Source organism: Paenibacillus sp. J2L1-98 (genome assembly GCF_056269405.1).
On record NZ_JBWDNW010000021.1, the window covers coordinates 1 to 14056 of the forward strand.

Annotated in this window: 12 protein-coding genes and 1 pseudogene; 9 read left to right on the forward strand and 4 right to left on the reverse strand. The window is 43.4% G+C overall.

Features of this window, described 5'->3' with window-relative positions; all coding sequences use genetic code 11:
* Positions 1-483 precede the first annotated feature (483 nt).
* A pseudogene (locus AC0YNZ_RS25155) lies at positions 484-1187 on the reverse strand (class I SAM-dependent methyltransferase).
* A gap of 1058 nt (positions 1188-2245) precedes the next feature.
* Between AC0YNZ_RS25155 and AC0YNZ_RS25160 the strand changes: the two are divergent.
* Positions 2246-2950 carry a PRD domain-containing protein gene (locus tag AC0YNZ_RS25160; RefSeq protein ID WP_475829213.1) on the forward strand — a complete coding sequence of 235 codons (705 nt, stop codon included), beginning with the start codon at positions 2246-2248 and terminating at the stop codon, positions 2948-2950.
* 355 nt (positions 2951-3305) lie between these two features.
* Complete coding sequence (locus tag AC0YNZ_RS25165) at positions 3306-4214, forward strand: alpha/beta hydrolase fold domain-containing protein (RefSeq protein WP_475829214.1); 909 nt, start codon at positions 3306-3308, stop codon at positions 4212-4214.
* Between the two features lie 704 nt (positions 4215-4918).
* Here the strand turns inward: AC0YNZ_RS25165 and AC0YNZ_RS25170 are convergent.
* The gene (locus AC0YNZ_RS25170; protein ID WP_475829215.1) at positions 4919-5533 is read right to left on the reverse strand and encodes a helicase-related protein; all 615 of its coding nucleotides are present in this window, start codon (positions 5531-5533) and stop codon (positions 4919-4921) included.
* Positions 5534-5627: 94 nt separating this feature from the next.
* Between AC0YNZ_RS25170 and AC0YNZ_RS25175 the strand changes: the two genes are divergently transcribed.
* The 5 genes from AC0YNZ_RS25175 to AC0YNZ_RS25195 all read left to right on the forward strand — a co-directional run bounded on the left by AC0YNZ_RS25175 (position 5628) and on the right by AC0YNZ_RS25195 (position 9985).
* Positions 5628-5801 carry a hypothetical protein gene (locus AC0YNZ_RS25175; RefSeq protein ID WP_475829216.1) on the forward strand — a complete coding sequence of 58 codons (174 nt, stop codon included), beginning with the start codon at positions 5628-5630 and terminating at the stop codon, positions 5799-5801.
* A 1494-nt stretch (positions 5802-7295) separates the two neighbouring features.
* A complete protein-coding gene (locus AC0YNZ_RS25180; RefSeq protein ID WP_475829217.1) occupies positions 7296-7718 on the forward strand; it encodes a hypothetical protein in 423 nt (140 codons plus the stop codon).
* Between the two features lie 235 nt (positions 7719-7953).
* Entirely contained in the window at positions 7954-8901 is a 948-nt protein-coding gene (locus AC0YNZ_RS25185) for a helix-turn-helix transcriptional regulator (protein ID WP_475829218.1), read from the forward strand.
* 68 nt (positions 8902-8969) lie between these two features.
* Positions 8970-9512, forward strand: a complete 543-nt coding sequence (locus AC0YNZ_RS25190) for a DinB family protein (RefSeq protein ID WP_475829281.1) — start codon at positions 8970-8972, stop codon at positions 9510-9512.
* 38 nt (positions 9513-9550) lie between these two features.
* Positions 9551-9985 (forward strand): EVE domain-containing protein, encoded by a 435-nt coding sequence (locus AC0YNZ_RS25195; protein WP_475829219.1) that lies wholly within the window; start codon positions 9551-9553, stop codon positions 9983-9985.
* Positions 9986-10489: 504 nt separating this feature from the next.
* Here AC0YNZ_RS25195 and AC0YNZ_RS25200 read toward each other — a convergent pair.
* A complete protein-coding gene (locus AC0YNZ_RS25200) occupies positions 10490-10894 on the reverse strand; it encodes a CBS domain-containing protein (RefSeq protein WP_475829220.1) in 405 nt (134 codons plus the stop codon).
* A gap of 442 nt (positions 10895-11336) precedes the next feature.
* Positions 11337-11549, reverse strand: coding sequence for a small, acid-soluble spore protein, alpha/beta type (locus AC0YNZ_RS25205; protein ID WP_475829221.1), 213 nt, complete (start codon positions 11547-11549; stop codon positions 11337-11339).
* Between the two features lie 390 nt (positions 11550-11939).
* Here AC0YNZ_RS25205 and AC0YNZ_RS25210 point away from each other — a divergent pair, with 390 nt between their 5' ends.
* Positions 11940-13295, forward strand: coding sequence for a dipeptidase (locus AC0YNZ_RS25210; protein WP_475829222.1), 1356 nt, complete (start codon positions 11940-11942; stop codon positions 13293-13295).
* Between the two features lie 270 nt (positions 13296-13565).
* The gene (locus AC0YNZ_RS25215; RefSeq protein ID WP_475829223.1) at positions 13566-13955 is read left to right on the forward strand and encodes a nucleoside hydrolase; all 390 of its coding nucleotides are present in this window, start codon (positions 13566-13568) and stop codon (positions 13953-13955) included.
* Positions 13956-14056 lie beyond the last annotated feature (101 nt).

Genomic DNA, 14056 nt, shown 5'->3' on the forward strand with positions numbered 1-14056 from the left:
ACATTGGTATGTCGACTTATTTTCCTAACGATCCACGCATTTCAGGGTGACGAAATCCTGCGAATGACTGAGTCTACGTGAGATAAACCCTTAAAACCGAGGGACGGGTACGATAGCTGAATAAAGAAAGACACCGTGGCAGCCGGCCAAAACGATCGGCTGCCTCTTCCACGCTAACTAGCAGTATATCAGTATACTGCTATAACTTTTTGTGGATTACTTATAGGAAATACCTATTACCTTAATGCTAATTATATACTAAACCAATATCCTTTTATTGGATACAATTGTCTCATCTACTTTGCAGGAAGGAAAGATCTCTTATGGGGAAAATCCAAAAAAACTTAGACGATGGGTTAGTATCATTTATAGAACAACAAAAGATATTTTTCGTGGCAACTGCTCCGTTTTCGGGAGATGGCATGGTCAATACATCACCAAAAGGATATAATACTTTTACTATTTTTGATCATCAAACTTATGCTAAACCTCACCCCAAAACACTTCGGTCTCATAGTCGAAAAATACTTTCCCGTCCTGTTTATTCCGTTCAAACAGATTCCGCAGCTCCGCCATCATAGGTTCGTAATTCGGATTCCTTAGTACGGGACTATAGGAAGACGACAGTAACCGACCGCTCAACCCTTCAAAATCAAACGTTTGCTGGATTGTGAATCGTGCTTCTTGCATCCCGCCTCCCTTAAAAAAAGAGTTCAACGTCTCTAGCGAAATGTTTTTATGACTAACTTCTTCATAGTCAGTGCCGAATGTACGAAGCAACCGGTCGTATTCTTCACGAAACGGGGTACCGTGCGTTAGCCGTGTGATTGTGTTGCGGAACGGTCAAACCAGTGAAACGCTTGAGCACAAACGATAAAATCTACGGACCTATCGGGCAGTCCTGTCGCTTCAGCACACCCCGACACGACGCGAAAGTTCGGTTCCCCTCCTAACATCTTCTCCGCAGCATCTCGCATCGCCTGATTGGGTTCGACGGCGGTCACATTGCTCCCTCGCGCAAGGAGCAACTTTGAAAAAATACCTGTTCCCGCACCGATGTCCGCTACTTCACAATTCGGGTGCAGGCCGACGATGTCGTACAAATACTCTATTGCTTCCTCCGGATAGCTCGGGCGATACTTTACATACGTATCGACCCGGTTTGAAAACCTCTTTTTATTGTCCATCACGAACCACTCTCCCATCAAAAAAGTAACCGATTTCTACCCAATAACGAAATAGCCCTATTCGTTGTAGCCCTACCAGTTAAAGCCATTCAAGGAACCCAAGACGATTACCGAACGGATCGTTCATATAAAAGCGTTTAACACCTTCGTATGCTCGTCTATCATCATCAATCACTAGGATACCCTTCTGAATCAAATACTCCCTCAGTAAATCGATATTATCTACATGGAATGCGGGATGGGCCTTTGTGGCTGGAATAAAATCCTTTTGCATACCTATCAGTTTCAAAATTTAATTCCATTATATAGTAAATCTCAGTAAAAGCTAGCGCTATTTAATCAAGATTTATCAATAAATTTTCATTCGATAAATAGGCGATTCATATTGATCATCAGTCATATATCATGATGGTGTTCAAGACAAAGACCCATTTTTCAAGTTCAAAGGGGCATTTTCTTTTTCAGGAGGAATTTAAGCATGAGAATCATCAAAAAGAAGCAGGAAGTCGACGACCTGCGTCGTTAAGGGAAGATTGCTGGACCGTTCCGCTTTATAAATGTAGACAAAGGCCATCCGATAAAGGATGACCGTTTTAAAAACTTACCGTTACAGACAGTGCTGGGAACCGTAGCACAGGTCATTGAGCTAACGGGTACGATAGTTGAATGCGAAAAGGGCTGCCGCGTAGCAGCCCTTCGTTACGCTAACTGGCAGTTTACGCTAATGCAGCAGGATTAGAAAAGAGTAATATAATTTTGTTGGAAGCAATTAGTTTGACCAGTAACTAGGAGGTAAAATGAAAACAATAAATTACTTAGACACTAGACTCCCAAGCCGATATGAGGAACTTGATCCAAACCAAGATGGAAATAAGAATCTTTATTCGCTGACATAGAGATCATTGACAGATCAACAGTAACGGAATAATATAGTTATACTAACAAAGAAAAACGTTTACGCAAACGTTTACCGCCGTATTATTCCGTACGTGATAGTACGGTAGACGAACCTTTACTCCCACTCCTCGAACCGAACTCGCCAAAAAGGGGTGTACAACATGAAGATCAATAAGGTACTGAACAACAATGCCATCGTCGTCACGGATCGGGACGGAGAGAAGATTATCATGGGCTGCGGGATTGCGTTTCAGAAAAAGAAAAATGATCAGGTAGATCAATCCCGAATTGAAAAAATCTTTGTTATGAAAGACCCGTCGGAATATCAGCAATTCGAAGAAATACTATCGAAATTGCCTGAAGAGCATATTCAAGTTTCGGAGGATATCATTTCCTATGGGGAAAGAGAACTGGGTATAAAAATAAATGAGCATATTCATATTGCGCTCACGAATCACTTGTCGTTTGCGCTTAAACGACTGGCCAAAGGAATAGTCATCAAAAATACGCTATTAAGTGAAATTAAAGTATTATACGCGAAAGAGTTTCAAATTGGCCTATATGCAAAAGCGCTGATTAAAGAAAGGCTCGCAATCGATATTCCCGAGGATGAGGTAGGATATATTGCTATGCAAATTTATATTGCAAAAATAAACGCCGGGAAAATGACTAAAAAGCCTGACATCACCGAGATGATAGGGGACATTGTGGATATTATTGAGGAGAGATTAAAGGTCAGGCTTGCAAAAGATATGGACTGGATGTCAACGCTGGTTATGGCTCGGCCTGATAATTGCGTTGATAATTGTAAGCGATTACAAAATGGAGGGTGGGCAAATGAACGACGATCTTCTGCAGCGTACTGAAGAAGCCCGGACCATCATGCATCAGTTAGCCGCACATTACGGTTTTACTGCACCGTAGGTTATTGAGCCGTCCCAAAGACTCGACGGATTGCTCAATAACTACCACGATAACGAGGAAGAAAGAATAAGGCATGTTTCGGTGTCGAAAGGCATGATGAACAACAGGACACTGGACAACAATGTGATAATCAAGGATTGGGACAGGGAGGACCCTTTGGATCAATCCGTGCTGAACAATTGCTTTTAAACTTCTTAGTCCTCTCGATACTTATAGAAGAAACGAGTATTAAAGGATCAAATCAGGACGCCTACCATTTATTATAAGCTAAAAACATGAAAGGGGATCTGAATTCATTTGGAAGCACCAGAATTTACGTTTCTCGATGTTCACATGCCAGTCGATCAAGAAAGCCCCGTAGGGATGCAGGTCGTGTTTGCTAATAAAGTGGACGGGTATTTGGCGAACTATATTCCCGATATCGAATTTGCCTCTTTCGCTGGCCGTGCGTTGCGAATTAATCTGCTAATACCAACCAACGGAACCGGTCCTTTCCCCCTTATCGTTTTTATCCAGGGGTCGGCATGGTTTGCGCAAAATCGTCATACAGCCATTCCGCAGTTGTCTGACTTTGCTCATAGGGGGTACGTCGTAGCCAGTGTCGAACACAGGCATTCCCTAGAAGCGAAGTTCCCAGCTCAAATTCAGGATGTGAAATCGGCTATTCGCTTTTTAAGAGCCCATTCCAGCACCTATCGAATCGATCCAGAGCGGGTGGCCATATGGGGGGATTCATCCGGGGGACATCTTGCAGCTCTGGCAGGCGTAAGCGAAGGGGGGGGCGAAGAGTTTGAAACAGACGCCTACCCGGAACAAACCAGTGGAGTCAAAGCCGTCGTCGATTTTTACGGACCGACCGATCTCTTGCGTATGAGCAATTTTCCGTCTAGGATCGACCATGACGCGGCAAGTTCTCCAGAATCGCTGTTGATCGGCGGCCCCATCCAACAGCATCGGGAAAAAGCTGCGAAAGCCAACCCGATTGCTTACATATCCAAAGACAAGACACTGCCGCCTTTCCTGATCATGCACGGGGATCAGGATGATATCGTGCCCTTCAATCAAAGTGTCTTGCTTTATCAGGCTTTAATAGAGGCACGACAGGACGTCACATTTTATAAAGTAAAAGGCGGAGGTCACGGCAGCCGTTTTTGGACACCGGAAGTCATAGAGATCGTTCAAAATTTTTTGGATGCTTATGTTTAAATTATCTAAGCAATAGTGGAGTACAGGCAGGCTTGATTGCACATATATACTTAGCGCGCTACACTGACGGGTACGATAGTTGAACACCGAAAGGTCTACCGCGTGGTAGACCTACGTTCCGCTAACTGGCAGGATAATGCAGTGATAGTGATTGTTAAATTCCATTGTACTGAAGCTCGGAGCTATTGATGTCACAACCCTTTCTTAATTTTCCGCCTCTTACATATAGCCAAGTAAATAACGAAACGACAGCTCTTAATCTTATGATAGCAATGGTGAGAGAAGTCCATTATCATACGGGGCAAATCATCTATGCAGCAAAAATCAGAAAGGGACAGCTTGTGTGGCAATACGATTAAAAACACTATATCTGAAGGGATTACAACAAACGCTATTGAACTCCCTCAAGTGCGTTAAACGGGTACGATTGTTAAATTCCAATTAAGCTGCGATTATGAAAACCGGATTCCCTTGTAGGAGTAAAGGGGCCGGTTTTTTCATGCAATGAATTGCTTAGCGTACAATTATTTTCGTTTCGTGAGGCGATCCCTCTTTAGGATTCATATCAATCGATTCCCTTGGAGCTGGTGGGAGCAGGTCAACTTATTCCCTTACAGGAGTATAAACAAAGAAAGATTGAGTAGGATTAGACAACAGCATGAGGCTGCCGCGGAATTGATTGGCAGCCTTGCTGCAGCGTTACACTATGGGTTCCGGCATTCCCGATATTCGAACTCGTCGATTTTGCCCGACGTTAGGAGATAATATATGGTCGCTTCTTTATGATATGAAGTTTGTCTCGATATGCGGTTGTTGCGCTGCAGAATATCCGAGTAGCGGGCCGGATAATCATAGTGCACAAGATGATTTGCCGCCGTAACGTCGAGACCGGTGTTGACGGAATCCGTAATAAGCAGAACGGTGGATTCCGGGATTTTATTAAATCTGTCAATCATCTCATAGACCTCATGGATGGAAAGCTGTGTCGTAATAATAAAAACGCCCTTGATGTCCTCGTCCGCAGAAAGCTCGTCTAATAACAGGGCGGTGACGGCATTCGATTTGGAGATGACGACCGCCTTTTCCCTTCTGTCACTCACATCTCGGATGATGGACCTCAGCATGTTCATTTTTTGCGGATTCTGGTTGCACATAAGCGCCATTTGCTCTTTAATCGCCATGAGCTGTTTTTTTTCATGAATGGAGGAGGCCCGGCTATTTCGCTCGGAAGCCGTAAAGTAATTATTCAAAAGCTTCAAGTATTCGGTTTCATATTCGGGCTCCAAGGATACGACGATCTGTTTTTCAGTAATGTTCATGATATCAGTCATCCTTCCTGCTCTTCTTATTCTTTGAATAATAGCAACGTAACTTATGATACGGTTCTCTCGACGAAACGGCAAGCTTCATAAAATGGAATTTTACAACGCGACGGCAAGAAATATTACCCGGCTAAATGAAAAATATACATCGCTGGTGTACTTGCTGAACACATGGTACGCCCTCAAAATGATTTTGTTCAAGGAAGCGCCCGGTAATGTGTGGGACCGGAACGCAAGCGTTTTGTATGGCAGGGACTGCGTATGATCCAGGAGATACGCGAGACTGGTGTGACTGTCTCCTCATTCCACGTATCGAACAGCCGCTACGATAGTTCAACTAAAAAAGGAGCAATTTTTCAGTGGCAGGCTGCTCCTTGCTCATAAAGTAAGGGCAGGTTAGTTCCAAAAATGGTAATATAACTGGAGCAGGGTATTCGTTAAACGTTTCATACTCTCTCGAGAATAACAGCTTCTAAAGCACAAGCGGCGGTAGGAAAGTGAGATAGGATGTGGTTTATTATGAATAAAACAAAATTAATTATTATCGTGCTACTGATATCTGGATTGTTATTTTACACGCTAGCATCATTATTTAAGACAGATGAACCTGTAACAGACATATTATTATCATTGATAGTTGTAACCCTCTTTTATAAAGTCTTTTTTAAAGATTAAAAAAGACTGAGTGCTGATCTTCCTCACTACCAAGCTAGAAAAGTCCTTATAAACATGTACTGCTGGAGGTTAAGCTAACGGGCACGCTAGTTTAATACAAATCGATTAAAACCTCTCAATAGAAGTTTTAATATCAAAAAAGATAAGTCGAGGTAATCATAGATGTATGAATTTAAGCATGAGTTTGAAAAGAAAGAGAAGAAATTTAAGCTATATCTACGCTTATTTATTATTTCTTCACTAATATATCTAAGTCTTAGCTATATGGACTTTTGGATTGGAAAAATCTCTGGTCTTCGCTTTGTTGTTAGTCTTTTATTTTATGTTTTTGTCCTTTATTTTGGTCTACGTAGGAAGTTATGGGCTGAGTGGTTCATTAAGTTTTTGGTCTGGATGAATATCATATGTCTGATAACAGTTATTTTAGTTAAGATTTTAGAATGATATAGCTATCAAAAAATGAGCTATCAAAAAATGCATTTTTTGATAGCTGATATTAAGCTAACGGGTACATTTAATGGAAGTATTTACTTGTTGTTTCAAGGTTCTATTTACATATTGAATATAGAGTAGTAGGTAAAAGAAGTGGAGAGGAAAAAATTGAGCAAGAAAGAACTTGTGCTGTATTTAATTTTAGGTTCGATTGTATATGGCGGAATAATTATTATATTAAATAGCTTTCTTTGGATCTTATTTTTTTTACTATTCATAAGTTTGTTAATCACTCTTAGGGTTTCCAATACAAATCATAGTTTCGGTAAACAATTTTTTAGCGTTTGTATTGGGCTTTTCTTTTTTGGGTGGATTGCTGTAATAATTATCTTGATGGTTAAAGTGTTGTTCATGTACTTGTACAGTCTATTAAGCTAACGGGATACGATAGTTGAACACCGAAAGGGCTGCCGCGTGAGCCCTTGTTAAGCTAACTGGCAGGATAGTTTAGTTAAAGGATGATTGGACGAAACTGCAACCTTATCCTATTTCCAGCGTCTTATTTATGCTCGTCTTCATGTAGGTGTAGTGGGTAAGTGAGAATTTTTCCATCGCCTAACCAGGAACAACAATTAGAAAAGAGGGTTGCTCAATGGTAAAAGGAATGTTTGTAGTATTTTTAAGCTTGTTACTATTAACTGCTTGTTCAACTCAACAGCAAAAGGCTGCATCATTGGCTGAGGCCATTGGTTCGGAAGGAATCGGCATTACTGAACTACAAAAAATCACTGACATTTCTAAACTTGATGGTATTACACCCGTAAGATATAAACTTGATAATACCTTAGACACCATTATGGTTTATAACTTTGGTTCCAAAGAAAAACGGGAACTTGGGCAAAAACACTTTCAAGAGCGTCAACAACTTCTCAGTTCCCATGCCCCGATTGTCTATGTGGCACAGAATTATCTAGTTCTTTATTACAGTGATGTTGATTCGAAAACGCAAACCCCCAAGTTGGCTGAAACGGAGTATGGAGAAAAACTTCAAAAAGCATTCAAACGAATCGGGTAGTCATGAATAAGGAAATTTATTGAGCTCACGGGGCACGTTAATTCAAAAAGCTACAGCAAAGGCAGCCGACCTAAGTGATCGGCTGCCTTTGCTCAACTAACGGGCAGGATAACGTAGTGATATACTTTCAGTGGAGGTGCTTGTATTGTTATAGGATTACCTCTCTTTTCTCTTGTAAAAAGCCTGATAACAACAACTCTGCTATAAAACAATCTCTCGGAAAAGGGTGCAGTGCATGAACAAAACGGATCGTTTGTTAGCCATAGTGCTTGAGCTGCAGCGTAACGAAGTGCTACGAGCCGAGGATTTGGCCGCTACATTTGAAACAAGCGTGAGAACCATCTACAGGGATATTCAGGCTTTGAGTGAAGCTGGCGTATCTGTGATAGGGGCGCCAGGGCAGGGATACTCTTTAATGGAGGGGTATTTCCTGCCGCCAGTCAGTTTCACGGTGGAAGAAGCAGTGACGTTACTCATCGGGACAGATTTTATCGAGCATTGGTTTGATGTCCACTATGGCAGTAAGTCTCGAACTTCTAGAGGGAAGATTGAAGCCATCCTGCCGGAACCGATCCGCAGTGAGGCATCCCGGATTCGCAAGAGCTTTCGTTTGCTTGCTTCCGCTGAAGATATAGCACGAATACAAGAGAAGACTTACTTGGAAGCGATTCGACGAGCGATACTGGAGGAAAGGAAAATAAGATTCCGCTATTCCAAAAGAATCGCCGAGGCTGATGGGAACCGCCAAAGTGTTCGTACGGTTGCTCCTTATGGACTTGTGCTTCATCAAGGGTCATGGGTACTCATTGCACGGTGTGAATTACGTCAAGACATCCGTCATTTCCGGTTGTCCCGGATGTCGGAGCTTATCGAGCTGGAAGCTAGATTTATGTTTCCAGCAGATTTCCATTTAGATGTATACCAGCCTCCAGACGATCGCGACGTCCGTGTGCGCATCTGGGTCCAACCTGACATTGCCGATAAGGTTAGGGAATCGAACAACTACTATATAGAAACCATAGAGGATCATACGGAAGGACTGCTGGTGACCTTTCGTGTTCGGCAGCCTGAGGAATTGCTGCATTGGGTGCTCGGCTGGGGAGGCGGAGTGGTTGTGCTGGAGCCGGAATCCTTCCGACATCGGGTTAGAAACGAACTGGAAAAAACGTTAAAACGCTACTGACATAATGGTGTCAGTAGCGTTTTTGTATACTTAGATAAAAAAATGACTAAAGGCGATGATATATGATGATTACAACAAAGTTAGCATTACAACGATTTGAGGAAACTGCGACACATTATATTCATGAACTGGATCAATTCAGTCTGGAGCAGCTGAGGCAAAAGCCAAGTGACAACGAGTGGTCAATCGGACAGATGCTTCAACATCTCATTAGCTCGGCACTTAATATGCAGCTTCGTAATATTGATCAATGCCTGATGCCAAGCCAAGATCCCCTGGTACCCCGAACGGAAAAAACCGAGGTTGGTGTGGCTATATTTGCTCAAGGAAGCTTCCCGCCCACTCGTATTCATGTTCCGCCATCCCCACAATATACTCCGGAGCAGCCGGAAAGCAAAGAGCATCTAATTCAAGGCTTACAGACTGTCATCCAGAGAATGAAGGAGATTGAACCTAGCCTTGAAAAAGTGTCCAAACAAAATACAGTGTCCCATCCGAGATTCGGTGGACTGTGCGCGGAGGAATGGTTTCTGCTTGTTGAAATGCACTACCATCATCATCTTCTGCAGCTGGACCGCTTAAAGCAAGGATTGGTACGGGAAGCGACGTAAACATTTATCAAAAAAGGAAGGGATTTCGAGGTATGCAAATGGATGAAATAAGCGAGCAAAGCCGCTTCTGGATTGGTGTCGTGTCCGCATCCCATGTGAAGTGTGGAGAGTTGGAGGGATTCGCTCAGCTCTGTCACGGCAAGTCAGCACCTTTACGTAAGATGCGAGCAGGCGATTGGTTGATCTACTATTCCCCGCGTACAGAAATGACGAAAGGGGCACCACTCCAAGCGTTCACCGCTATCGGGGAAGTGGATGATGATAAAGTCTACGAATATCAGATGTCTGAATCGTTTGTGCCATTCCGCAGAAATATCCGCTATATTTCATGCCGGGAGGTACAGATTAGAGATCTATTAGAACAACTTAGCTTCACTCGCGGGAAACGAAATTGGGGGTATTCCTTCCGCTACGGTCATTTTGAGATCGGTCGGGAGGACTTTTTGACAATTGCCAGTGCGATGCTAAAGTGACGGGTAGGATTGTGAAACTTTGATTATTTTTTATACGTCTAAGCAGATGAGATGTTTAAACAGATATTCGATCAAAGTTAAGGGGATGGTTACTATCCGTAACAGTATTATAATAGCTTTACCGATTCATTTTATGGCATGGGTTATCATTATTTGTTCGCTAACATTCGAGCCATTTAGTTGGTTTTTAATACCCAATGTAAATAACACTCCAGCGTTTATCACCGTTTCAAAATGGTTAGTTCAGTCTCTCATTGTTACTAACTTATTTGGTTATTCCGTTTATAAATTACGGACTAGTTCTAAACTATCCAAAACTGATTGGAGTATTATTTCTGTCCATATTGTTTTCTCAATTATTCATATTGTAGTTGTCAGTGCACTTATTATAATAATGGCTGGCTTTGAAGATTTATAGCGGGCGTTACTGAATTAACGGGCACGAGAGCTGCCGGCGAACGGCAGCTTTCATGATCCGCAAGATCAGGTATTTCAAACTTCCAACTAATCAGCAATATTCCGGGTATAGTATTCGATTATATCTTTGCGGCGAATAATACCGAGGAAGACGCGATCGGCGTCTACGACCGGAACGAAGTTCTGATCGGCCGCCAGCGCCAGCATATCGTCCAAATCGGCGCTGATCGCGACGCATTCGACTTTCATCCGTTTTTTGATGGAGACGACAGGAATTTCGTGCATTGTATCGAAGCCGAGGCCGGGTGTGGCTTTCAGCTGCCATAACAAATCCCCCTCGGATAGCGTTCCGAAATATAATCCATTGTCGTCCAAAATCGGAATGGCCGTATAGTGGCTCGCCTCCAATTTATCCATAGCTTCTTTCATATTAGAGGATGTCATGAGGTAAGAGACCTCGTTCTTGGGATATAGAAACGATTTGATGTCCATTGAATCACGCTCCTTTGGTATATTAAAACATATTTCATCGCTGGGCGCATGTGGAAGTGACTGGGGCATGCCTAACATTATTAAATAAAAGATACTGAAAGTTATGTCGAAAGACAATAACATAGTCCGAATTAACCGCAGTACTCCAATTATGTTATTTTAAAAAGTAAGTACTGTTTATATATAATTATAACAAAGGGGATCGATGCAATGAATTCATACTTAATGGTGAAATTATACCTGGATTTAGCGTCGGCAGCTTTAAGCTAGGTTGGGACATGGCTGAAGTTTTTAATGAAATTTCTTTCCTATGCCGTGTAATAGAAAACTCTTTTAAAGAGCAGTACCACATAATTGAACTTGAAATCAATAAAAAGTAAAATTTAAAATAGCCCTCCTTGTCTCTTTGTGAGATTGAGGAGGGCTATTTTATCATTTTAAATTAGAATCTTCTTGCTCCAGAGCCAAGGGATTGTTCTGCAATTTGAATTAAAGCTCTTGTGATGTTTCCACCAATAGTACCTGCATCACGAGTAGTCATATTCCCATTGTAACCATCTGCAGACCATTGAATTCCAAACTGTTGTGCTACCTCATATTTCATTTGGTCAAGTGCTGCTTGTGCTTGTGGAACGACTAAACTTTTTCTGCTCATGTATGTTCACTCCTTAACTGGATGTGGAGTTATTTTGTGGATTGTTTTGTTTTTTATACATCAATTTTTGGAATTAATACATACGTTCATTAACGTGTACCACATAGAAGGTGAAATCCCGGAAAATAGTCATTTCTTCAATCATAATCTCTTCGAGATCCCCGCTAGGAAATCCTTTGGCACTAACCACATGAATGGGAGTCTTATCGCGCGCGCGGAATCCAAGACGGAGATTGAGGACATTATTAAGGAAGATCCTTTCCATAAAAAAAACTCGCGGAATATACCGTTATTCCGTTCACGCCAACAATTTACACCGAGTCTCTGGCATCTTTGCTTGGCGGAGGTATATGATATGGATATAAATTGAAAGGGAGGATGAAATCACTGATGAGTTATGAAACCTATTTTCAAAACTTAAGGGAACAGCAGTTGGACGAGCTGAAGCAATGGTTGTCCATCCCGAGCATATCTGCCCTGTCCGCGCATAAAGCGGATATGAACAAAGCGGCCGAATGGCTTGCGGACACGCTCACCCGCGCGGGCCTCGAGAACGTGGAAGTGCATCAAACCGACGGCCATCCGATCGTGTATGCCGATCATCTTCATGCTCCCGGCAAACCCACTGTGCTGGTTTACGGCCATTACGACGTGCAGCCAGTCGATCCGCTGCATTTGTGGACGACGCCGCCCTTCGAGCCGGACATCCGGGACGGCAAGCTGTACGCGCGGGGCGCGACGGACGATAAAGGCCAGGTGTTTCTTCATATCAAAGCGATAGAAGCCATATTGAAGCAGGAAGAGCGGCTTCCGGTCAATATCAAGCTGTGCATCGAGGGCGAAGAAGAAGTTTCCAGCCGGAGCCTCCCCCCTTTCTTGACGACGAATCGGGACAAGCTGGCATCTGACGTCATCCTGATTTCGGACACATCGCTGCTCGAGCCGGGCAAGCCCGCCATCAGTACGGGACTTCGGGGATTGTGTTCGCTTGAGGTCACCGTGAACACCGCGAATACCGATTTGCACTCCGGAACATACGGCGGGGGCGTTCCCAACGCACTTCATGCCCTCGTCTCATTGCTTGCGACTTTGCACGATGATCGGGGCCGCGTAAGCGTCGACGGATTCTATGAAGGCGTGCCGGAGCTTTCGCCGCTCATGAGAGAAGAGTTCGCCAAGCAGATGCTGGATGAAGATCAATTGAAGGCAAGTCTCGGTCTTGACGCGTTGTACGGCGAAGAAGGCTTCTCCTTTGTGGAACGCGTCGGAGCGAGGCCGACGCTTGAACTGAACGGCGTTTACGGCGGTTTTCAGGGCGAAGGCACCAAGACGGTCATTCCGAAGGAGGCGCATGCCAAGATCACCTGCCGCCTAGTTGGAGACCAGGACCCGCAGGACATTCTGGACAAGATCAAACGGCATTTGCAGAAGCATGTTCAGCCCGGCGCGAAGCTGCAAATCAAAGACGGCGAGAAGGCCCGCGCTTTCAACATCGATCCTTCCGACCGGATGCTGCAGTTGGCTGCGGATGCTTACGAAGACGTCTACGGCACGCGCGCGCTGTTCACGAAAGACGGAGGATCGATTCCGATCGTCGCAACCTTCTCCCGCGAACTGGCGGCTCCTGTCGTTATGATGGGCTTTGGTCTTCCGGACGAGAATCTGCATGCGCCGAACGAACATTTTCATCTGGACAATTTCGACAAAGGGCTTCTGACGATCGTATCGTTCCTGAAGCGGTTATAGGTATGAAAAATCGCGAAGCGGCCGGCTTCGCGATTTTTTTTTGACCATCAGGCTGTTCAACGAAAATAAAGGATTAGACTGGAGATGGGCATTGAACTAACTGGCAGAATACTTCAGTAAGTATTAACTGTCTATACACTTCAATTTATACCGAATTACCTTATTAAATCTTAAACTTCCTGCACAAATTGATTAAATAACTTCGTTTATCGCAATCATGTCTCATGTTACTCTGGGGGAAGATCATCCATTAAGGAGGTTTTCAAGATAATGAACATGCCATATGAAGTACCGGAGCAGAAACAAGTAAGGGTCATCATCAATACTGATGCCAAATGTGAGGCGGACGATCAGTTTGCGATAGTGCATGCTATTTTATCTCCAAGATTACAAATCAAGGGGATAATCGGTGCCCATTTCGGTACTAGAAGCTTTACGTCCATGGAGGAATCGTATGAAGAAATATTGCATGTGCTCGATTTGATGGGGAAGCGTGAGGAGTATAATATTTTGCGTGGGGCACCACACAAAATACCTGATAAGTTCACGCTTGTTCCTTCAGAAGGCGCTGATTTTATCATAAATGAAGCGATGAAGGACGATCCACTGCCGTTATTTGTGACCTTTCAAGGGCCTCTGACAGATTTAGCTTCCGCCTAATTCGTGTATACCGGTACGTCGATTCGCGGTTCATATTAGAGGATCTTTACGCCAAATTGACATTGTTTGCACGTAACGAAGAACAGCTAAACAAATGATTA

Excerpts from the sequence above, each read along its gene's own strand:
- AC0YNZ_RS25185 (WP_475829218.1), top strand. The coding sequence starts at position 7,954 with ATGAACAAAACGGATCGTTTGTTAGCCATAGTGCTTGAGCTGCAGCGT.
- AC0YNZ_RS25205 (WP_475829221.1), bottom strand. The coding sequence starts at position 11,549 with ATGAGCAGAAAAAGTTTAGTCGTTCCACAAGCACAAGCAGCACTTGAC.
- AC0YNZ_RS25180 (WP_475829217.1), top strand. The coding sequence starts at position 7,296 with ATGGTAAAAGGAATGTTTGTAGTATTTTTAAGCTTGTTACTATTAACT.
- AC0YNZ_RS25160 (WP_475829213.1), top strand. The coding sequence starts at position 2,246 with ATGAAGATCAATAAGGTACTGAACAACAATGCCATCGTCGTCACGGAT.
- AC0YNZ_RS25170 (WP_475829215.1), bottom strand. The coding sequence starts at position 5,533 with ATGAACATTACTGAAAAACAGATCGTCGTATCCTTGGAGCCCGAATAT.
- AC0YNZ_RS25195 (WP_475829219.1), top strand. The coding sequence starts at position 9,551 with ATGGATGAAATAAGCGAGCAAAGCCGCTTCTGGATTGGTGTCGTGTCC.
- AC0YNZ_RS25200 (WP_475829220.1), bottom strand. The coding sequence starts at position 10,894 with ATGGACATCAAATCGTTTCTATATCCCAAGAACGAGGTCTCTTACCTC.
- AC0YNZ_RS25210 (WP_475829222.1), top strand. The coding sequence starts at position 11,940 with ATGAGTTATGAAACCTATTTTCAAAACTTAAGGGAACAGCAGTTGGAC.
- AC0YNZ_RS25175 (WP_475829216.1), top strand. The coding sequence starts at position 5,628 with ATGGAATTTTACAACGCGACGGCAAGAAATATTACCCGGCTAAATGAA.
- AC0YNZ_RS25215 (WP_475829223.1), top strand. The coding sequence starts at position 13,566 with ATGAACATGCCATATGAAGTACCGGAGCAGAAACAAGTAAGGGTCATC.